The organism is Pseudomonas sp. 32A (assembly GCF_052682255.1).
In genome coordinates this window covers 6,690,614-6,708,880 of sequence record NZ_JBQYLY010000001.1, presented here as the reverse complement: position 1 = coordinate 6,708,880, position 18,267 = coordinate 6,690,614, and the positions used below count along the sequence as shown (strand labels likewise).

The window sequence follows — 18,267 nt, the reverse complement described above, 5'->3', positions numbered from 1 at the left end:
AAGCCAGCTCCCACATTGATCATCCGGGTTCTTGAGATCTTTTTATGGGCAATGGCGTTCAGCATAGCCGAACGCTGCTTTATTGAAATGCAAATTCTCAGAATGGCCAAGGCCCAGCATGATCCGGCTCAGATTCCCTGCCCGAGGACATGCACCTGATGAGCGCCACAGACTGGATCGGCCGTAGCGAAACAGCCCACGACCACTTGAGCCACAACCTGCTCAAACGCATCGCCGCCACCTTCGGCGAGGCGGTACCCGCAGATGGCGAGGCGGTTCCGCCGTTGTGGCAATGGTGCTTTTTCCAGGACCCGCTGCCCGAATCCGCCCTGGGCGGTGACGGCCACCCAGCCCGTGGTGGGTTCCTGCCACCGGCAGATAACCGCAACCGCATGTGGGCCGGCGGGCGTATCGAGTTTTTCCACGGGTTGCGTGCCGGTGAGTCCGCCACCCGCGTTTCGACCATCACCCAAGTGGAAGAAAAAACCGGCCGCACCGGCTCGCTGCTCTTCGTCACCGTGCGTCACGACTATTCCCAGGGCGGCCGCCTGGCCATCCGCGAGGAACAGGACATCGTCTATCGCGAACCCACGCCGCCCAAGCAGGGCAGTGGTGATGTATTACCCGAAGGCGACTGGCGCGAAGCGGTCGACCCGACGCCAACCTTGCTGTTCCGCTACAGCGCCGTGACCTTCAACGGCCACCGCATTCACTACGACTACCCCTATGTCACCGGCACCGAAGGTTATTCGGGGCTGGTGGTGCACGGTCCGCTGATCGCCACCTTGAGCCTGCGCGCGTTTTGCCGCGCAAATCCTGCGGCCACGTTGCGCCGTTTTTCCTATCGCGGCGTGCGGCCGTTGATTGCCCCGCAACCCTTTGAAGTCGGCGGGCATATCACTGCGCCGGGCGTCGCCGAATTGTGGGCGGGCAACGCTGACGGCGTGGCCCAGCGCGCCGAACTGCATTTCGAATAAACCTCCAAGAACAACAGGCGGAGAGCCGTTAATGAACCCGAATGACAACGAAGAACTGAATGCCATCCGCGAAGGCGTCCGCGCACTGTGCGCCGAATTCGACGCCGCCTACTGGCGCAAGGTCGATGAAGAAAAGGGCTTTCCGCAAGCCTTCGTCAAGGCCTTGACCGACGCCGGCTGGCTGTCGGCAATGATCCCCGAAGCATACGGCGGCTCCGGCCTCGGATTGGCGGAAGCCTCGGTGATCCTGGAAGAAGTGAACCGCTGCGGCGGCAACTCCGGCACCGTCCATGGCCAGATGTACAACATGTTCACCTTGCTGCGCCACGGCAGCGAAGCGCAGAAAAGCTTCTACCTGCCCAAGCTCGCCAGCGGCGAATTGCGCCTGCAATCGATGGCCGTGACCGAGCCCACCACCGGCACTGACACCACCAAGATCAAGACCACCGCCGTCAAACGCGGCGACAAGTACGTGATCAACGGCCAGAAAGTCTGGATCTCGCGGGTGCAGCATTCCGACCTGATGATCCTGCTGGCTCGCACCACGCCGCTGGCGGAGGTGAAGAAAAAATCCGAAGGCATGTCGATCTTCCTGGTGGACCTGCGGGAAGCCATCGGCAACGGCCTGACCGTGCAGCCCATCGCCAACATGGTCAACCACGAGACCAACGAACTGTTCTTCGACAACCTGGAGTTGCCGCTGGACAGCCTGATTGGCGAGGAGGGCAAGGGCTTCCGCTACATCCTCGACGGACTCAACGCCGAACGCACCCTGATTGCCGCCGAGTGTATTGGCGACGGCCGCTGGTTTATCGAGAAAGCCAGCGCCTATGCCCGTGACCGGGTGGTGTTTGGCCGGCCCATCGGGCAGAACCAGGGCGTGCAGTTCCCGATTGCCGAAGCGCATATCGAGATCGAAGCGGCCGACTTGATGCGCTGGCGTGCCTGTGAGGAATACGACAGCGGCGCCAACGCCGGGGCCAGCGCGAACATGGCCAAGTACCTGGCGGCCAAGGCGTCCTGGGAAGCCGCCAACGCCTGCCTGCAAACCCACGGCGGCTTCGGGTTTGCCTGTGAATACGACGTGGAGCGCAAGTTCCGCGAGACCCGTCTGTATCAGGTCGCGCCGATCTCTACCAACCTGATCCTGTCCTACGTGGCCGAGCATTTGCTCGAGCTGCCACGCAGCTTCTGAGGACCCGACCATGAGCCACACCCAAGCGCTGTGCCGCTTCCTCGCGGAGTTGAGTTACGAGCAATTGCCGGACGACGTACTCGCCCGCACCGAAGACCTGTTCCTCGACTGGCTCGCCTCGGCGCTGGCCAGCCAAGGCGCGCATCCGATCCCGCTGTTCGAGCGTTATGCCCGCAGGATGGGCCCGGCCAATGGCCCGGCGCAGATCATCGTTAACGGCGGCAGCAGCAGTGCCTATTTCGCCGCGCTGGTGAACGGCGCGTCGTCGCACCTGGTGGAGCAGGACGACCTGCACAACAGCTCAGTCTTGCACCCGGCGACCGTGGTGTTTCCTGCTGCATTTGCGGCGGCGCAAGACCTCGGAAAGTCCGGTCGCGAACTGCTGCTGGCTTCGGTGGCCGGTTACGAGGCCGGGATTCGCATCGGCGAATTCATGGGCCGTTCCCACTACCGGATCTTCCACACCACGGCCACCGTCGGCACCCTCGCGGCGGCTGTCGCGGTGGGTAAATTGCTCGACTTCAATCATGAGCAATTCATCAATCTGCTGGGCAGTGCCGGCACTCAGGCGGCCGGTCTTTGGGAGTTCCTGCGGGATGCCGCCGACTCCAAGCAACTGCACACCGCCAAGGCGGCCGCCGACGGTTTGTTGGCCGCGTATTTGACGGCGGATGGGCTGACCGGTGCGCGCAATATTCTGGAAGGTGATCAGGGGATGGCGGCGGGCATGTCCACCGATGCAGACCCCAGCAAACTCTCGGATCGCCTCGGCAGCCGCTGGGCGCTGCTGGAAACCTCGTTCAAGTTCCACGCTTCGTGCCGCCACACTCATCCAGCGGCCGATGCGCTGCTGGACCTGATGCAGCGCGAAAGCCTCGGGCATGAGCACATCACCCGCGTGGACACCCACGTTCACCAAGGCGCCATCGACGTATTGGGCCGGGTAACGCGGCCGCAGACCGTGCACCAGGCCAAGTTTTCCATGGGCACCGTGCTGGGGTTGATTGCCGTGCACGGCAAGGCCGGGCTGACCGAGTTTCACGAGCTGGCGCTCAACGACGCAGACGTATCGGCATTTCGCGACAAGGTCAGCATGACCCTCGACGCCGAGGTCGACGGGGCCTATCCGCAGCGCTGGCTGGGCCGGGTGATTGTCACCACGGTCGACGGTCGCGTGCTGCATGGCGCCATCGACGAGCCCAAGGGCGATCCCGGCAACACCCTGAACCGTGCCGAGCTGGCCGACAAATTCCAGCGCTTGACTCAATTCAGCGGCGCCCGCACGCCCGCGCAAACCACCGGGCTGATCGAAAAGGTCTGGGACCTGCGCAACGCCACGTCCCTGGCTCACTGGCTTTAAGGAATCGTCATGACTGCTAATCAACGACCGTTGGACGGCATCACCGTCGTCAGCCTGGAACACGCGATTGCCGCACCGTTCTGCACCCGCCAGTTGGCTGACCTGGGCGCCCGTGTGATCAAGATCGAACGCCCGGGCGCCGGTGACTTTGCCCGAGGCTACGACGAGCGCGTGCGCGGCCTGGCCTCGCATTTCGTATGGACCAACCGCTCCAAGGAAAGCCTGACCCTGGACCTCAAGCACGACGATGCCGGGGATATCCTGGAAACCCTGCTGGCCGACGCCGATGTGCTGGTGCAGAACCTGGCACCGGGCGCTGCGGCGCGCATGGGGCTGTCATTTGAGGCACTGCATGAGCGCTTCCCGCGCCTGATCGTCTGCGACATCTCTGGCTATGGCGAAGGCGGACCTTACGAGAAAAAGAAAGCCTACGACCTGCTGATCCAGAGTGAAGGCGGCTTCCTCTCGGTCACCGGCGGCCCGGGTGAGGACCAGATGGCCAAGGCCGGCTGTTCCATCGCCGATATTTCCGCCGGGATGTACGCCTACAGCGGCATCCTCTCGGCGCTGCTGCTGCGGGGCAAAACCGGGCAGGGCAGTCGCATCGACGTCAGCATGCTGGAAAGCCTGGTGGAGTGGATGGGCTACCCAATGTATTACGCCTTCGACGGCGCGCCCCAGCCACCGCGCGCGGGTGCGGCGCATTCGACGATTTACCCCTACGGTCCGTTTCCCACCGGCGACGGCGGCACGGTGATGCTCGGTTTGCAGAACGAACGGGAGTGGGCGGCGTTTTGCGACAAGGTGCTGCTCACGCCGGAGCTGGCCACCGACGAGCGTTTCTCGGCCAACTTCAAGCGCTCGGAAAACCGCGACGTGCTGCGCCAGATCATCGTCGACCGCTTCGCGCAGATGAGTGCCGAGGGCGTGATTCAGCGCCTGGAAGACGCGCAAATCGCCAGCGCCCGGGTCAACGATATGCAAGGCGTGTGGGACCACCCGCAGCTCAAGGCCCGGGACAGCTGGCGGGAAGTCGACAGCCCGGCGGGCAAGTTGCCGTCGTTGCTGCCACCGGCGCGCAATGCCGCGTTTACCCCGCGCATGGACGCAGTGCCGGGGCTGGGGCAGCACAGCCAGGGAATTCTGGACCAGCTGGGTTACTCCGCTGAAGCCATCGACAGCCTGCGTGCACGCGGCGTTATCTGATAAGGAATTGAGCGATGCCAACTTCTCTTGTGCGCTCTGCGCTGTTCGTACCGGGCAGCCGGCCGGAACGTTTTGCCAAGGCCTTGGCCAGTGGCGCCGATGCGGTGATTGTGGATTTTGAAGACGCGGTGGAAGAGCCGCTCAAGCGCCAGGCCCGGGACAACCTCGGGGTGTTTTTGCAGGCAACGCCGGATGCGCGGGTGTGGGTGCGGATCAATGCGCCGGAGCACCCCGAGCACTTTGCCGATGTGGCGTTCTGTCAGGCCCATGCCGGGGTGGCGGGGGTGTTGCTGCCCAAGGTTGAAAGCGCGGCCCAGGTGGCGGTGGTGGCGGCAACGGGCAAGGCCATCTGGCCGATTATCGAAAATGCGCGGGGCTTGCTGGCGGTGGCGGAAATCGCTCATGCACCGTTGGTGCAGCGCTTGTCATTCGGCGGCCTGGACCTGGCGCTGGACTTGAACCTGAGCAGCGGCTCCCCTGCCGCGCAATTTGCCCTGGACCAGGCCCGCCTTGCCTTGATCGTGCATTCCCGCGCTGCCGGGCTGGTGGCGCCACTGGACGGCGTGCACCCGGCCATCGACGACCCTGAAGGCCTGCGCCGCGCGATTCGGCATGCCTATGAAATGGGCTTTGCCGGCGCCCTGTGTATCCATCCCAGGCAAGTGGCGGTGATTCACCAGGCGTTGGCCCCCAGCGCCGAAGATTTGGCGTGGGCCAAACGGGTGGTGGAAGCCGGTGCCCATGGGGCCGGGGCCTATCAACTGGATGGGCAAATGGTGGATGCACCGGTGCTGCTGCGGGCCCAAAGATTGCTGGCTGCACAACTCTAAAGTGTGGGAGCTGGCTTGCCTGCGATAGCGGTGCTTCAGCCAAGGATGTGTTGCCTGACACGCCGCTATCGCAGGCAAGCCAGCTCCCACATTGGATCTCCGTTGTTTGCGATGTCGGCGTTCGTCCACGCCGAACGCAGGTATCTAAAATTCGAAATTCTCTATACGCGTGACATCAGGCACCTTGCCCTATAACACAACAATAAGAAGGTGATTTTCCATGCTCAAGCTTTCTCGGGCGCTGCTCTGCGCCGCCACCTTGTTTGCTGCGGGCCTGGCCCAGGCGGCCGACCCCATCGTGATCAAGTTTGCCCACGTCGTCGCGGAAAATACCCCTAAAGGCCAGGGCGCGTTGCTGTTCAAGAAGCTCGCTGAAGAACGCCTGCCCGGCCGGGTGAAGGTCGAGGTGTACCCCAACTCCTCGCTGTTCGGCGACGGCAAGGAAATGGAAGCGCTGCTGCTGGGGGACGTGCAGATGCTGGCGCCATCCCTGGCCAAGTTTGAGCAGTACACCAAACAAGTACAGATTTACGACCTGCCATTCCTGTTCAACGACCTGGCGGCGGTCGACCGCTTCCAGGCGGCCCAGGGCAAGGCGCTGCTGACTTCAATGCAAGACAAGAACATTCTCGGCCTGGCCTATTGGCACAACGGCCTCAAGCAGTTGTCGGCGAACAAGGCATTGCGTGAGCCCAAGGATGCCCGTGGCCTGAAGTTCCGCGTGCAGGCCTCCAGCGTGCTGGAAGAGCAGTTCAAGGCGATCCGCGCCAACCCGCGCAAGATGAGCTTCGCCGAGGTGTACCAGGGCTTGCAGACCGGCACCGTCAACGGCACCGAGAACACCTGGTCGAACTATGAAAGCCAGAAGGTCAACGAAGTGCAGAAGTACTTCACCGAGTCCAACCATGGCCTGATCGACTACATGGTGATCACCAACGCCAAGTTCTGGAACGGCCTGCCGCCGGATGTGCGCACCACCCTCGACCAGATCATGGTTGAAGTCACCGTCGAGGTGAACAAGCAGGCCGAAGCGCTGAACCAGTCGGCCAAGCAGAAGATCATCGACGCCAAGACCAGCGAAATCATCGAACTGACGCCCGAGCAACGCCAGCTGTGGCGCGAAGCCATGCGCCCGGTGTGGCAGAAGTTCGAAGGTGAAATCGGTGCCGACCTGATCAAGGCGGCCGACGCGTCGAACCCGTAATTTGGAGAGCACCGAGATCAAATGCGGGAGCGGGCTTGCTCGCGAATGCAGTCTTTCAGCTGATGCATTCGGTGACTGACACACCGCCTTCGCGAGCAAGCCCGCTCCCACAGTTTGATCCGGTTCCCGCCTCCAAGCCTTGCACATACCTATCTCCGCTTCGCGAGGTTTTGCCATGCAAACGCTAAGGCGCGTCTGGGAGCACCTGGAGGAAGGCTTTATCGCCATCCTGCTGGCCGCCATGACCCTGGTGACTTTTGTCTACGTCATGCTCAACAACATCTACACCCTGTTCTTTGCCCTCGCTGATAAGTGGGCGTGGAGCAGCGGTTTCTTCAACGCCCTGGGTGATCACACCATGGGCTGGGCCCAGGACATGACCTGGAGCGTGGCGCTGACCAAGGCCATGTTCGGCTGGCTGATTTTCTTCGGCATTTCCTACGGCGTACGCACCGCCGGCCACCTCGGCGTGGATGCCCTGGTCAAGCTGACCCCGCGCCGTGTGCAGCGCCTGCTGGGCATGCTTGCCTGCCTGTGCTGCCTGGCCTACGCCGGGTTGTTCATGATCGCCAGCTACAAGTGGCTGAGCGCGGTGACGACGGCGCACATCGGCGCCGAAGACCTCGACAAGTTCGGCATCGATGTCGACGACATCGTGGTGATCGTGCCCATCGGTTTTGCCCTGGTGTTCATCCGCTACCTGGAAATCTTCTACCGCATCTTCACCCACCGCCAAACCGGGCTGGGCCTGGCCGACGAAGCCGGTGAAGCCAGCAAGTTGGCTGGCAGCCATGAGGAGCGTCACTGATGGCCGTTCTGTGTCTGTTTTTGCTGCTGTTTGTGTTCATGTTCCTCGGTGTGCCCATCGCGATTTCCCTGGGGTTGTCGGGCGCGGTGTCGATCCTGATGTTCAGCCCGGACTCGGTGAGTTCCCTGGCGATCAAGCTGTTTGAAACCTCGGACGCCTACACCTTCCTGGCGATTCCGTTCTTCCTGTTGTCGGGTGCGTTCATGACCACCGGCGGCGTGGCGCAACGGTTGATCGACTTTGCCAACGCCTGCGTCGGGCATATCCGGGGCGGGCTGGCGATTGCGGCGGTGTTGGCGTGCATGCTGTTTGCCGCGCTGTCGGGCTCATCGCCTGCAACCGTGGCGGCGGTGGGTTCGATTGCTGTGGCAGGCATGGTGCGCTCGGGCTATCCGAAGGAATTCGGCGCCGGGATCATCTGCAACGCCGGTACCCTGGGCATCCTGATTCCGCCATCGATTGTGATGGTGGTGTACTCGGCGGCGACTGAAACCTCGGTGGGCAAGCTGTTTATGGCCGGGGTGATCCCGGGGCTGCTGCTGGGCTTGATGTTGATGGTCGCGATCTACATCGTCGCGCGCATCAAGAAGCTGCCGGCCCAGCCACGGGCGACCTTTCGCGAGTGGCTGACCTGCGCCCGCCGGGCATTCTGGGGCTTGTTGCTATTGGTGATCATCCTTGGCGGCATCTACAGCGGCATGTTCACCCCGACCGAAGCGGCGGCGGTGGCGGCGGTGTACTCGGCGTTTGTCGCGCTGTTTGTCTACAAGGACATGAAGATCAAGGATTGCCCCAAGGTGCTGCTGGAGTCCGGGCGCCTGGCGATCATGCTGATGTTTATCATCGCCAACGCCATGCTCTTCGCCCACGTGCTGACCACAGAGCAAATCCCCCAGGAAATCACCGCGTGGGTGATCTCTGAAGGCCTGACGCCGATTGGCTTTTTGATCATGGTCAACGTGGTGTTGTTGGTGGCGGGCAGCTTTATGGAGCCGTCGGCGATTGTGCTGATCCTGGCGCCGATCTTTTTCCCGATTGCGATGAAGCTGGGGATCGACCCGATTCACCTGGGGATTGTGATGGTGGTCAACATGGAGATTGGCCTGGTGCATCCACCGGTGGGGCTGAACCTGTTTGTGACCTCGGCGGTGACCGGGCTGACCCTGGGGCAGACCATTCGCGCGGCGTTGCCGTGGCTGATGATTTTGCTGGTGTTCCTGATCATGGTGACCTACCTGCCGTTCATCTCCCTGGCCTTGCCGCACTGGTTGGGGATGTAAGCACCTGTGGCTTGCTGTAGGAGCGAGCTTGCTCGCGATGGTCGTCAACGATGACGCGTGCATCCTGAATGAACGCGTCGCCTGACGGTTTTTCGCGAGCAAGCTCGCTCCTACAGGGGAGACGCTATTGGTCCATCGCGCTCAGGATCGCATGGGCCACTTTCACCCGTTCGGCATTCGGGTAGTTTTTGTTCGCCAGGATCACCACCCCCAAGTCTTTACTCGGCACATAAGCCACGTACGCCCCAAAGCCACCGGTCGAGCCGGTCTTGTTCACCAGCGTGTCGGCGTGGGGTGCCTGCGGTGGTGTCAGCCAATTGACCTTGTGGGGCTCCATGGCCATTTGTGTCGAGTTGCCTTCCACCAGGACATCCAGTTTGATCGGGTAGGGGTACATCTCCCAGCCGAGGCCCTGGGTCATGCCATCCACCGTGTAGTAGCCGGTGTGGGTCGCGGCAATCGCCTGTTGCAGCGGCTTTTCCAGCTTCGCCGGGTGCATGTTCACTTCAACGTAGTGAATCAGGTCCGAGGTGCTGGTCTTGATGCCGTAAGCCTCGGCGTCCAGGGCGCCAGGACTGACGCGCACCGGTTTGCCGGCCTTGTCGTAACCCTGGGCGTACAGGTTCATTTGCGCCTTGGGCACGCTGATAAAGGTGTGCTTGAGGCCGAGTTTCGGCAGCACGGTCTGCTCCATCACGCGGTTAAACGGCTGGCCCAGGCTTTGCGCCGCCAGGTGGCCGAACAGGCCGATACTCGGGTTGGAGTAGAGGCGCTGGGTGCCGGGTGCGAAAGCCGGTTTCCAGTGCTGGTAGTAGCTGATCATCTTGCCGGTGGTGTCGGACTCATCGGGGAATTGCAGTGGCAGGCCGCCTGCGGTGTAGGTACCGAGGTTGAGCAGGCTGATGTGGTCAAACGTGTCGCCGCGCAATGCCGGCAGGTATTGGCTGGCCGGGTCTGACAGTTTCAGCTTGCCGTTGGCCAGGGCATAGCCTGCGAGGGTCGCGGTGAAGGTTTTGCTCACCGAGCCGATTTCAAACAGGGTGTTTTCGGTGACGGGCTGCTTGCTCTCCTTGTTGGCAACGCCGTAGTTAAAGTATTGCGCCTTGCCGTTCCGTATCACCGCGACCGACAGCCCCGCGATGTCCTGTTGCTGCATCAGGGGTTCGACGGTACTGTCGACCACCTGGCGAATATCGGTGGCGGCCATGCAGTTGCCGGCGCCGAGCAATAGGGCGAATATCGTGGTGTTGCGCACGGTTGGGAAAATGGATGAATACATGATGACGTGACTTCCATGAAGTGATCGGGTGAATACCGTTGCCTGCGCAGGCGCCGCAAATTTAGGCAGTTTGTGATCCGACGGCAAACGATGATATCTCGCAACAGCCATTAGAAAAATTAGGGTCAAACCATGCTCCGTTCCCATTTGCCTCTCAACGCACTGCGGGCTTTCGAAGCGTCTGCGCGGCATTTGAGTTTTACCCGGGCGGCGATTGAATTGTGCGTCACCCAGGCGGCGGTCAGTCACCAGGTGAAAAGCCTGGAGGCGCAACTCAATGTCACGCTGTTCAAACGCCTGCCTCGAGGCCTGATGCTCACCAGCGAAGGCGAGACCTTGCTGCCGGTACTGCGCGAATCCTTCGACCGGATTGCTCAAACCTTAGGCCAGTTTGAAGCTGGGCATTACCGCGAAGTCTTGACGGTGGGCGCGGTGGGCACCTTTGCGGTGGGCTGGCTGTTGCCGCGGCTTGCGGACTTCCAGGCGCGCTACCCGTTTATCGACTTGCGCCTGTCCACCAACAACAACCGCGTCGATGTGGCTGCAGAAGGGCTGGATTACGCGATTCGGTTTGGTGCCGGCGCGTGGCACGGCACCGAGGCGTGCCAATTGCTGGAGGCGCCGCTGACGGTGTTGTGCGTGCCGCAACTCGCCCGGCAATTGCAGACGCCGGCGGACCTGTTGAAGCACACGTTGCTGCGCTCCTACCGCGCGGATGAGTGGACGCAATGGTTCCAGGCCGCCGGCTTGCCAGCCGATACGCTGGTGCCGCGCAGCATTGTGTTTGATTCATCCCTGGCGATGATGGAAGCCGCGCTGCAAGGGGCGGGCGTGGCCCTGGCACCGGCGATGATGTTCAGCCGGCAGTTGGCGACGGATGTGATTCGCCAGCCGTTCGAGGTGGGCATCACCACCGGCAGTTATTGGCTGACGCGCTTGCAGTCGCGAGCCGAGACACCGGCGATGCTGGCGTTCAAGGCCTGGTTGCGCGAAGTGGCGAGCAGCCGGCGTTAGTCAGGACAGGTCGTGCAGGGATTACCGTTGGGCGCACCCACCCACAGTTCGGAAAACTCCACCTGATAGAAACTGCTGAAACAAATTGAAACATTTGTCGCGGCCCGGCCTCTACCGTATCTCCACGACGAGTACCTCTATGAAAACGCCGCGTCCCTCTTCACGAATGCCCCACCTCACGCAACTGCGCAACCTGAAGATGGCGCGCTCCGCCCATGCATACGTGCGGGGCAGTACGGTTCAGTTTTATGAGTGGCTGCACAGCCAGCGCGGCCGGCGCTTGCCCCACGGGCCGGCGATCTGGATCTGCGGTGACTGCCACGCCGGCAACCTCGGGCCTACGGGCGATACCAAGGGCCGGATCGACATGCATATCCGCGACCTTGACCAGGCGGTGATCGGCAACCCGACCCATGACCTGGTGCGCCTGGCGCTATCCCTGGCCACCGCTGCCCGGGGTTCGGACCTGCCGGGGGTGACCACCGCCCGCATGCTTGAAGAGATGATGGTGGGCTACGCGCAGGCGTTTAAGGACAAGCCCGACGAGGCACCGCCGCGTCCATCCCAGGTCAAGGCCGGGATGCGCAGTGCGGTGGAACGCACCTGGAAGAACCTGGCCCGCGAACGTATCGAAAACACCCGGCCGACGATTCCGATGGGCAAGCATTTCTGGTCGTTGTCGCGGGCGGAAAAGTCGGCCCTTGAAACGTTGTGCGCCTCGGATGAGATCCACCGGCTGGTGACGTCGCTTAAAGGCCGGTCCAACGATGACCAGGTCGAGCTGCTGGATTCCGCTTACTGGGTCAAGGGTTGCAGCTCCCTTGGGTTGTTGCGGTATGCGGTGTTGTTGGGGGTAGGGAACCAGGACGATCAGGAATACTGCCTGCTCGATATCAAGCAAGCGGTGGGTGCTGCGGCACCGCGCGCGGCACGGGCGAAGATGCCCCGGGACAATGGTCGGCGAGTGGTGGAGGGCGCCAGGCACCTGTCACCGGCGTTGGGGGAGCGGATGCTGGCGACGCGGTTTCTGGATCACGGTTTTTTTATCCGCGAGTTGCTGCCCCAGGACATGAAGCTCGAACTGGACGAGTTTAGCGAGATTGATGCGATGCACGCGGCCGGGTACCTGGCGCGAGTGGTCGGCGTGGCGCATGCACGGCAGATGGGCCGGGATACGCGCAAGGACTGGATGGCGGTGTTGCAGGAGAACCGGTCGAAGCAGCTGGATGCGCCGTCGTGGTTGTGGACCAGTGTGGTGCAATTGGTGGGGAACCATGAGGAAGGGTACCTCAACCACTGCCGGCAGTATGCGTTGGAGCACTGATGACGATCCCACTGTAGGAGCGAGCTTGCTCGCGAAAAACCCGAGAGCGCTGCGATAAACCAGATGCGCTGCGTTATCGTTGACGTTCTTCGCGAGCAAGCTCGCTCCTACAATGAGGTTGGCATCAGGCCAGGTATTTTTTGAACCAACCTAAGGTCCGCTCCCACGCCAGATTCGCTGCCGCTTCGTCATACCTCGGCGTCGAATCGTTGTGAAAGCCATGATTGGCGCCCTTGTAGATAAACGCCTCATACGTCGTGCCCGCAGCCTTCAACGCCTTCTCATACGCCGGCCAGCCCTCATTGATCCGTGTATCCAGCTCACCGTAATGCAACATGATCGGCGCCTTGATCCGTGGCACGTCCTTGGCTTCCGGCTGGCGCCCATAAAACGACACTGCCGCACCCAACTCCGGATACGCTACCGCCGCCGCATTGGTCACGCCGCCGCCATAACAGAACCCGGTGATCCCCACCTTGCCGGTGCTTGCATCGTGGTGCATCAACCATTCGATGGCCGCGAAAAAGTCGTTCATCAGCTTCTCTGGATCGACTTTCTGTTGCAGCTCCACACCTTTCTCATCGTTGCCGGGATAGCCGCCCACGGAGGTCAAGCCATCCGGTGCCAGGGCAATAAAACCGGCCTTGGCCAACCGACGGGCGACGTCTTCGATATACGGGTTCAACCCACGGTTCTCATGCACCACCACCACCGCCGGCACCTTGCCGCTGGCCTTGGCCGGGCGCACCAGGTAGCCGCGCACCGTGCCGTTGCCCTTGGGCGACGGGTAGGTGATGTACTCGGCGACGATCTCCGGGTCGGTGAATTTCACCTGTTCAGCCAGGGCGTAGTTGGGGCTCAGGGCGGCGAGCAGGGCCGAGGCCGTCAGCCCGCCAAAGGTGAACAGCGCCGCGCGGTCGAGAAACTCCCGGCGGTTGATCTTGCCGTGGGCGTAGCCGTCGTAAAGCTCCAGCAGTTCAGGGGCGAAATCTTTGGCGGTCAGACGAGTCATCGGTAGCGTCCTCGATTAGCGGTGGGACTGAATGTAGACCAGTATCAGGCTTCCCGGCCATGGGCAGCGGCGGCCAACCGCCCGGTGTCGACCCGCACGAAGACCGAATCGCCAATCGCCGTCAGCACGCCATCGGCGTACACCTCGCACACCACGCGGGTTTTGCGCCCCACGTCACCTTCGACTTTTGCGCGCAAGGTCAGCGGTACGCCCATCGGTGTCGGTTTGATGAATTTGATTCCCAGGTTGCCGGTCACGCAGTCGATACGCGGCAGGCTGCCGGGTTCGCGTTGCTCGGCCCGGTAGTGGTAGGCCATGGCGGTCCAGTTCGAGTGACAGTCCACCAGCATCGCGATCAAGCCGCCATAGACCAGGTCTGGCCAGCCGCAGTATCGGGCGTCGGGCTGGTGCTCGGCGATCACGTGGATGCCGTCGGCGTCCCAGCGGCTTTTGATGTGCAGCCCGTGGGGGTTGCGGCTGCCGCAGCCATAACAGACGCCTTCGGGGGCGGTGGTGTCTTGCAGGGAAAGCGCGGGCATCGTGGCTCCTTGTTGTTTGAGTTCCGTCGAGGCACGAGCCTAATGCCAGGCACGTGAATAAATCCAGCACCTACGCTGTTAGCAGTGCACAGCGTGTTCATTCCCGGTTGAGAATCCCATGAAACCTCGATTGCTAGCGGCCCTCCTTACCCTCGGCACCTTGTCCAACGCGTATGCCGTGGAATACACCGACGTGAATCCGGCGGCCAGCACCCTCAGCTTCACCTATGACCAGATGGGCCAGCAGGTGTACGGCACGTTTGGCAGCTATTCGGCGACCCTGAATTTCGACACGCAAAACCCGGCCGCCGCCAGCACCGTACTGACCATCCAGCTGCCGAGCATCAATGCCGGCAGCGACGACGCCAACACCGAACTGCCCAAGCCCGGCTGGTTCGACATGACGACTTATCCAGTGGGCACCTTCACCTCGACCCACATCACTGACCTGGGCGGCAACCGCTACCTGTTCAGCGGCAACCTGACCCTCAAGGGCCAGACCCGGCCGGTGGAGGTCAAGGTGGCGCTCAAGGAGCAGAGCGGCATTGGCGTGTTCGACGGTGAATTCGTGCTCAAGCGCGACGACTTCAAGATCGGCGCGGGGGAGTGGGCGGACAGCGTGGTGTCCAATGGGATTGTCATCAAGTTCAAGATGGTTGCGCCCGAGCGCTGAGAGCTGAGATTCTGGAGGCTCTGAATAACGGTCGGTAACGTCATGGACGATATTGCTTACAGCGACAGGCAACGCTGGCTGGCCCTGACCCGCATCAACACCCTGTCGGTGCTGTCCCAGATCGTGCAAATCGGCACCATCACGCCGTTGCTGTCGTTGTCCCTGGAGCAGAAGGGCGTGGACCCGGCGAAAATCGGGGTGATTGTCAGTGCCTCGTGGGTCGCGATCCTGCTGCTGTACAAGGTCGTCCCGCGGTTGCTGGGGCACCTGGGGTTGGTCAAGGCCAATCTTCTCAGTGTCGTGCTGACCGTGTTGGGGTTGATCGGCATGACGCTGACCCATTCACTGGTGCTGCTGTTCGCCCTGAACTTTGTGCTGGGTATCGGGTTGATTCTGCGCTGGATCGCCTGTGATACCTGGATCGTCTCCGTGGCCACCGACAGCGAGCGCGGCCGCGCCATTGGCGTGCATGAAACCCTGATGGGCCTGGGGATTGCCGTCGGGCCATTGCTGCTGGTGGTGTTCGGCGTCGACAGTGGGATTCCCTATTACGCTTGCGCCGCCATCGTGCTGCTGTCTGGCGGGCTGGCACTGAGCTTGAAGGCGCATGACTCGCGGCCAAAAACGCCGGTGGAGAAACACCACGGGAAGCTGTTCAGCGTGATCCCGGTGGCGTTGTGCGGTGCGTTTATCGCCGGGTTCTCGGAGACTTCATCGGTGTCCTTCCTCGGCGCCTACAGTCTCTCGGCGGGCTATGTACTGACGGCGGCGACGTTGTTGATTTCGGTCTTCGGCATTGGCGGCACCGTGCTGCAACTGCCTATTGGCTGGATGGCCGACAAAAGCTCCTACAAGACCGGTCAGCTGATCTGTGGTCTGGTGGTGCTGCTGGGCACCCTGGCGATTCCATTCAGCCAAGGGCTACCGTGGCTGTCGACGTTGATCGTCTTTGTATGGGGCGGCGCGATTGGCGGGATGAACACCCTGGCGGTGATCGAGGCAGGGGACCGGGTGGCCGAGCATCAGGTGTCTACCGCCATGACTGCGATTGCGCTGTTCTACACCCTGGGCAGTGTGCTCGGGCCGATTGCCACGGGGGCGACGGTGTCCTATGTCAGCCCCCATGGCTTGATGATCAGTGTCGGGGTGGCTGGCGGGCTGTTTATCGCGCTCTCGATGCTCAGGAGAGCCCCTTAACGGGCGAATTTCCTGGCCCCCGCCACACACGCAATCACCGCAACCGTCACCACCAGCATGCCCAGGCTCACCTGTTCATGCAGCAGTGTGGCGGCCAGTGCCAGGCCGAAAAACGGTTGCAGCAACTGCAATTGCCCGACGGCGGCGATGCCGCCCTGGGCCAGCCCGCGGTACCAGAACACAAACCCGATCAGCATGCTGAACAGCGACACATAGGCCAGGCTCAGCCAGGCCGGCAGGCTGATGTTCGCGAACGAGGCAGGGGTGAGAATCGCCGTCAGAGGCGCCACAATCGGCAGCGAGATCACCAGCGCCCAGCAGATCACCTGCCAGCCACCCAGGGTGCGCGACAGCTTGGCGCCCTCGGCATAACCCAGGCCGCACACCAGTATCGCCAGCAGCATCAGCAAATCCCCGGCGGGCGCGGCGCTCAGGCCCTGGGCAACGGCGTAGCCCACCACCAGCAGGCTGCCCAGGATCGAAAACAGCCAGAACACCGGCTTGGGCCGCTCGCCGCCATGCAATACACCGAACACGGCGGTGGCCAGCGGCAGCAAGCCGACAAACACGATGGAGTGGGCGCTGGTGACGTACTGCAAGGCCAGGGCGGTGAGTAGCGGGAAGCCGATCACCACGCCCAGTGCGACAATCGCCAAGGACAACAACTGGCTACGGGCCGGGCGCTTTTCCTTGAACAACCACAGCAGGCACAGGCCAAGCAGGGCGGCGATGGTGGCGCGGGCGACGGTCAGGAACACCGGATCAAATTCCAGCACCGCCAGGCGTGTGGCGGGCAGCGAGCCGCTGAAGATCACCACGCCGATCAAGCCATTGATCCAGCCGCTGGGGTTGTGTTCCTGGGTGTTGAGGTGCGTGGTGCGTTCCATGGGCGTCGGGCTCGATAAGGATGAGTTGCGTCTCCCGCATCCTATGATTCACCATTGAGACAATCAAAAAATTGTCATGGATACATCGCTATGCCTCGCGCCCGCTACAAGACATTGGTGGACACCTTCGCCCGGGATATCCGCTCCGGCACCCTGGCGGCGGGCACCCGTTTGCCGACCCACCGCCAGTTGGCCGCCAGCCACGGCCTGGCATTGGTCACGGCCAGCCGGGTGTACACCGAGCTTGAAGCCATGGGCCTGGTCAGCGGCGAAACCGGGCGCGGCACCTTTGTGCGGGAAATCGCGTTGTCGCCGGGGCAGGGCATCGGCCAGATCGCGGTGGCGGCGGGCATGATCGACCTCAACTTCAACTACCCGTCGCTGCCGGGCCAGACCGACCTGCTGCGCACGGCGTTGCGTCAGTTGGCGTTGTCCGGCGACCTGTCGGCCCTGCTGCGCTACCAGCCCCACGCCGGCCGGTTGCACGAGCGGGCGGCGGTGGCGCGCCACTTGGCGAGCCGTGGGTTGACGGTGCAGGCCGAGCAGGTATTGATCGTCAGCGGCGCCCAGCATGGGCTGGCGGTGACCATGATGTCGCTGCTCAAGCCCGGCGATGTGGTGGCGGTGGATGCGTTGACCTATTCGGGGTTCAAGGTGCTGGCCGAGACGTTGCACCTGGAAATCGTCGCAATCCCGGTGACCGCGACGGGGCCCGACTTGGCCTTTCTTGAACAACTCTGCGCCCGGCGTCCGGTACGCGCGGTGTACAGCATGCCGACCCTGCATAACCCGTTGGGTTGGGTGATGAGCAGGGAGCAGCGCGAGCACCTGGTGGCGATTGCCCGCCAGCATGATTTGATCCTGATCGAGGACGCGGCCTACGCGTTTTTAGCCGAGGACCCGCCGCCGCCTTTGGCCGAGCTGGCACCGGAACGCACGGTGTATGTGTCGGGGCTTTCCAAGAGCGTTGCCACCGGCCTGCGGGTGGGTTTTGTCGCCGCTGCGCAGCAGTGGATGGCGGCGCTGGAACGTACGGTCATGGCCACCACCTGGAACACCCCGGGGGTGATGACTGCGGTGGCTGCCGCGTGGATCGACGACGGCACGGTGCTGCAGCTTGAAGCGCAAAAACGTAAGGACGCCCAGGCGCGCCAGGCGGTGGCCGATGAGGTGTTGGCGGGGTTGAATGTTATCCGCCATCCGTCTTCGTATTTCTTGTGGTTGCCGTTGCCGGAAGATGCCCGCGCCGATCAGATCACCATGGCGTTGGCACGGGAAAATATCTCGGTGTCCACCGCCGAGCCGTTTGCCGTCTCGGCCCATGTGCCCCATGCCTTGCGAGTGGCGCTGGGGTCGGTGGACCGGGAGGTGCTGCGCGAGGCGTTGGTCAAAGTGCGCTGGGCGGTGGAGGCGTACTAGATCGCGCTTGAGACTACTGTGGCGAGGGAGCTTGCTCCCGCTGGAGTGCGCAGCGCTCCCCAA

Annotated in this window: 17 protein-coding genes; 13 read left to right on the top strand and 4 right to left on the bottom strand. The window is 62.5% G+C overall.

What is annotated here, in order from left to right:
* Positions 1-158 precede the first annotated feature (158 nt).
* From ACUN0G_RS30745 to dctM, 8 genes are all read left to right on the top strand, one after another.
* Complete coding sequence (locus ACUN0G_RS30745) at positions 159-977, top strand: FAS1-like dehydratase domain-containing protein (protein WP_445575220.1); 819 nt, start codon at positions 159-161, stop codon at positions 975-977.
* A gap of 31 nt (positions 978-1,008) precedes the next feature.
* On the top strand, positions 1,009-2,172 hold the full coding sequence (locus ACUN0G_RS30740; RefSeq protein ID WP_178965869.1) for an acyl-CoA dehydrogenase family protein: 1,164 nt from the start codon (positions 1,009-1,011) through the stop codon (positions 2,170-2,172).
* A 10-nt stretch (positions 2,173-2,182) separates the two neighbouring features.
* Positions 2,183-3,532 carry an MmgE/PrpD family protein gene (locus tag ACUN0G_RS30735; RefSeq protein WP_445575219.1) on the top strand — a complete coding sequence of 450 codons (1,350 nt, stop codon included), beginning with the start codon at positions 2,183-2,185 and terminating at the stop codon, positions 3,530-3,532.
* 9 nt (positions 3,533-3,541) lie between these two features.
* Positions 3,542-4,738, top strand: a complete 1,197-nt coding sequence (locus ACUN0G_RS30730) for a CaiB/BaiF CoA transferase family protein (RefSeq protein ID WP_445575218.1) — start codon at positions 3,542-3,544, stop codon at positions 4,736-4,738.
* Between the two features lie 14 nt (positions 4,739-4,752).
* Positions 4,753-5,568, top strand: a complete 816-nt coding sequence (locus ACUN0G_RS30725) for an HpcH/HpaI aldolase/citrate lyase family protein (protein WP_445575217.1) — start codon at positions 4,753-4,755, stop codon at positions 5,566-5,568.
* Positions 5,569-5,788: 220 nt separating this feature from the next.
* The gene (gene dctP, locus ACUN0G_RS30720) at positions 5,789-6,772 is read left to right on the top strand and encodes a C4-dicarboxylate TRAP substrate-binding protein DctP (protein ID WP_445575216.1); all 984 of its coding nucleotides are present in this window, start codon (positions 5,789-5,791) and stop codon (positions 6,770-6,772) included.
* A gap of 175 nt (positions 6,773-6,947) precedes the next feature.
* A complete protein-coding gene (locus tag ACUN0G_RS30715) occupies positions 6,948-7,580 on the top strand; it encodes a TRAP transporter small permease (RefSeq protein ID WP_258345358.1) in 633 nt (210 codons plus the stop codon).
* Positions 7,580-8,860, top strand: coding sequence for a C4-dicarboxylate TRAP transporter large permease protein DctM (gene dctM, locus ACUN0G_RS30710; RefSeq protein WP_010169752.1), 1,281 nt, complete (start codon positions 7,580-7,582; stop codon positions 8,858-8,860). Before ACUN0G_RS30715 ends, dctM begins: the two co-directional genes overlap by 1 nt.
* Before the next feature lie 124 nt (positions 8,861-8,984).
* On the opposite strand, the gene ampC is transcribed toward dctM, so the two are convergent.
* Positions 8,985-10,139 carry a class C beta-lactamase gene (gene ampC, locus ACUN0G_RS30705; protein ID WP_445575215.1) on the bottom strand — a complete coding sequence of 385 codons (1,155 nt, stop codon included), beginning with the start codon at positions 10,137-10,139 and terminating at the stop codon, positions 8,985-8,987.
* 132 nt (positions 10,140-10,271) lie between these two features.
* Here ampC and ACUN0G_RS30700 point away from each other — a divergent pair, with 132 nt between their 5' ends.
* Positions 10,272-11,153: a LysR family transcriptional regulator gene (locus ACUN0G_RS30700; RefSeq protein ID WP_421524842.1), complete on the top strand. Its 882-nt coding sequence runs from the start codon at positions 10,272-10,274 to the stop codon at positions 11,151-11,153.
* A 139-nt stretch (positions 11,154-11,292) separates the two neighbouring features.
* Positions 11,293-12,477 (top strand): DUF2252 domain-containing protein, encoded by a 1,185-nt coding sequence (locus ACUN0G_RS30695; protein ID WP_445575214.1) that lies wholly within the window; start codon positions 11,293-11,295, stop codon positions 12,475-12,477.
* A gap of 124 nt (positions 12,478-12,601) precedes the next feature.
* Here the strand turns inward: ACUN0G_RS30695 and yghX are convergent, their stop codons facing one another.
* Together yghX and ACUN0G_RS30685 are read right to left on the bottom strand one after the other, a co-directional pair.
* Positions 12,602-13,489, bottom strand: a complete 888-nt coding sequence (gene yghX / locus ACUN0G_RS30690) for a YghX family hydrolase (protein ID WP_445575213.1) — start codon at positions 13,487-13,489, stop codon at positions 12,602-12,604.
* A gap of 44 nt (positions 13,490-13,533) precedes the next feature.
* The gene (locus ACUN0G_RS30685) at positions 13,534-14,028 is read right to left on the bottom strand and encodes a PaaI family thioesterase (protein WP_445575212.1); all 495 of its coding nucleotides are present in this window, start codon (positions 14,026-14,028) and stop codon (positions 13,534-13,536) included.
* Positions 14,029-14,146: 118 nt separating this feature from the next.
* Between ACUN0G_RS30685 and ACUN0G_RS30680 the strand changes: the two genes are divergently transcribed.
* A complete protein-coding gene (locus ACUN0G_RS30680) occupies positions 14,147-14,701 on the top strand; it encodes a YceI family protein (RefSeq protein WP_445575211.1) in 555 nt (184 codons plus the stop codon).
* 42 nt (positions 14,702-14,743) lie between these two features.
* The gene (locus ACUN0G_RS30675) at positions 14,744-15,898 is read left to right on the top strand and encodes an MFS transporter (protein ID WP_445575210.1); all 1,155 of its coding nucleotides are present in this window, start codon (positions 14,744-14,746) and stop codon (positions 15,896-15,898) included.
* On the opposite strand, the gene ACUN0G_RS30670 is transcribed toward ACUN0G_RS30675, so the two are convergent.
* Positions 15,895-16,785 (bottom strand): DMT family transporter, encoded by an 891-nt coding sequence (locus tag ACUN0G_RS30670; RefSeq protein WP_445575209.1) that lies wholly within the window; start codon positions 16,783-16,785, stop codon positions 15,895-15,897. The genes ACUN0G_RS30675 and ACUN0G_RS30670 overlap by 4 nt on opposite strands.
* Positions 16,786-16,875: 90 nt before the next feature.
* On the opposite strand from ACUN0G_RS30670, the gene ACUN0G_RS30665 reads away from it, so the two are divergent.
* Positions 16,876-18,204: an aminotransferase-like domain-containing protein gene (locus ACUN0G_RS30665; RefSeq protein WP_445575208.1), complete on the top strand. Its 1,329-nt coding sequence runs from the start codon at positions 16,876-16,878 to the stop codon at positions 18,202-18,204.
* Positions 18,205-18,267: the final 63 nt, after the last annotated feature.

Bases quoted from the DNA above. Each gene is read 5' to 3' on its own strand.
- ACUN0G_RS30745 (WP_445575220.1), top strand. From the start codon at position 159: ATGAGCGCCACAGACTGGATCGGCCGTAGCGAAACAGCCCACGACCAC.
- ACUN0G_RS30740 (WP_178965869.1), top strand. From the start codon at position 1,009: ATGAACCCGAATGACAACGAAGAACTGAATGCCATCCGCGAAGGCGTC.
- ACUN0G_RS30735 (WP_445575219.1), top strand. From the start codon at position 2,183: ATGAGCCACACCCAAGCGCTGTGCCGCTTCCTCGCGGAGTTGAGTTAC.
- ACUN0G_RS30730 (WP_445575218.1), top strand. From the start codon at position 3,542: ATGACTGCTAATCAACGACCGTTGGACGGCATCACCGTCGTCAGCCTG.
- ACUN0G_RS30725 (WP_445575217.1), top strand. From the start codon at position 4,753: ATGCCAACTTCTCTTGTGCGCTCTGCGCTGTTCGTACCGGGCAGCCGG.
- dctP (WP_445575216.1), top strand. From the start codon at position 5,789: ATGCTCAAGCTTTCTCGGGCGCTGCTCTGCGCCGCCACCTTGTTTGCT.
- ACUN0G_RS30715 (WP_258345358.1), top strand. From the start codon at position 6,948: ATGCAAACGCTAAGGCGCGTCTGGGAGCACCTGGAGGAAGGCTTTATC.
- dctM (WP_010169752.1), top strand. From the start codon at position 7,580: ATGGCCGTTCTGTGTCTGTTTTTGCTGCTGTTTGTGTTCATGTTCCTC.
- ampC (WP_445575215.1), bottom strand. From the start codon at position 10,139: ATGTATTCATCCATTTTCCCAACCGTGCGCAACACCACGATATTCGCC.
- ACUN0G_RS30700 (WP_421524842.1), top strand. From the start codon at position 10,272: ATGCTCCGTTCCCATTTGCCTCTCAACGCACTGCGGGCTTTCGAAGCG.
- ACUN0G_RS30695 (WP_445575214.1), top strand. From the start codon at position 11,293: ATGAAAACGCCGCGTCCCTCTTCACGAATGCCCCACCTCACGCAACTG.
- yghX (WP_445575213.1), bottom strand. From the start codon at position 13,489: ATGACTCGTCTGACCGCCAAAGATTTCGCCCCTGAACTGCTGGAGCTT.
- ACUN0G_RS30685 (WP_445575212.1), bottom strand. From the start codon at position 14,028: ATGCCCGCGCTTTCCCTGCAAGACACCACCGCCCCCGAAGGCGTCTGT.
- ACUN0G_RS30680 (WP_445575211.1), top strand. From the start codon at position 14,147: ATGAAACCTCGATTGCTAGCGGCCCTCCTTACCCTCGGCACCTTGTCC.
- ACUN0G_RS30675 (WP_445575210.1), top strand. From the start codon at position 14,744: ATGGACGATATTGCTTACAGCGACAGGCAACGCTGGCTGGCCCTGACC.
- ACUN0G_RS30670 (WP_445575209.1), bottom strand. From the start codon at position 16,785: ATGGAACGCACCACGCACCTCAACACCCAGGAACACAACCCCAGCGGC.
- ACUN0G_RS30665 (WP_445575208.1), top strand. From the start codon at position 16,876: ATGCCTCGCGCCCGCTACAAGACATTGGTGGACACCTTCGCCCGGGAT.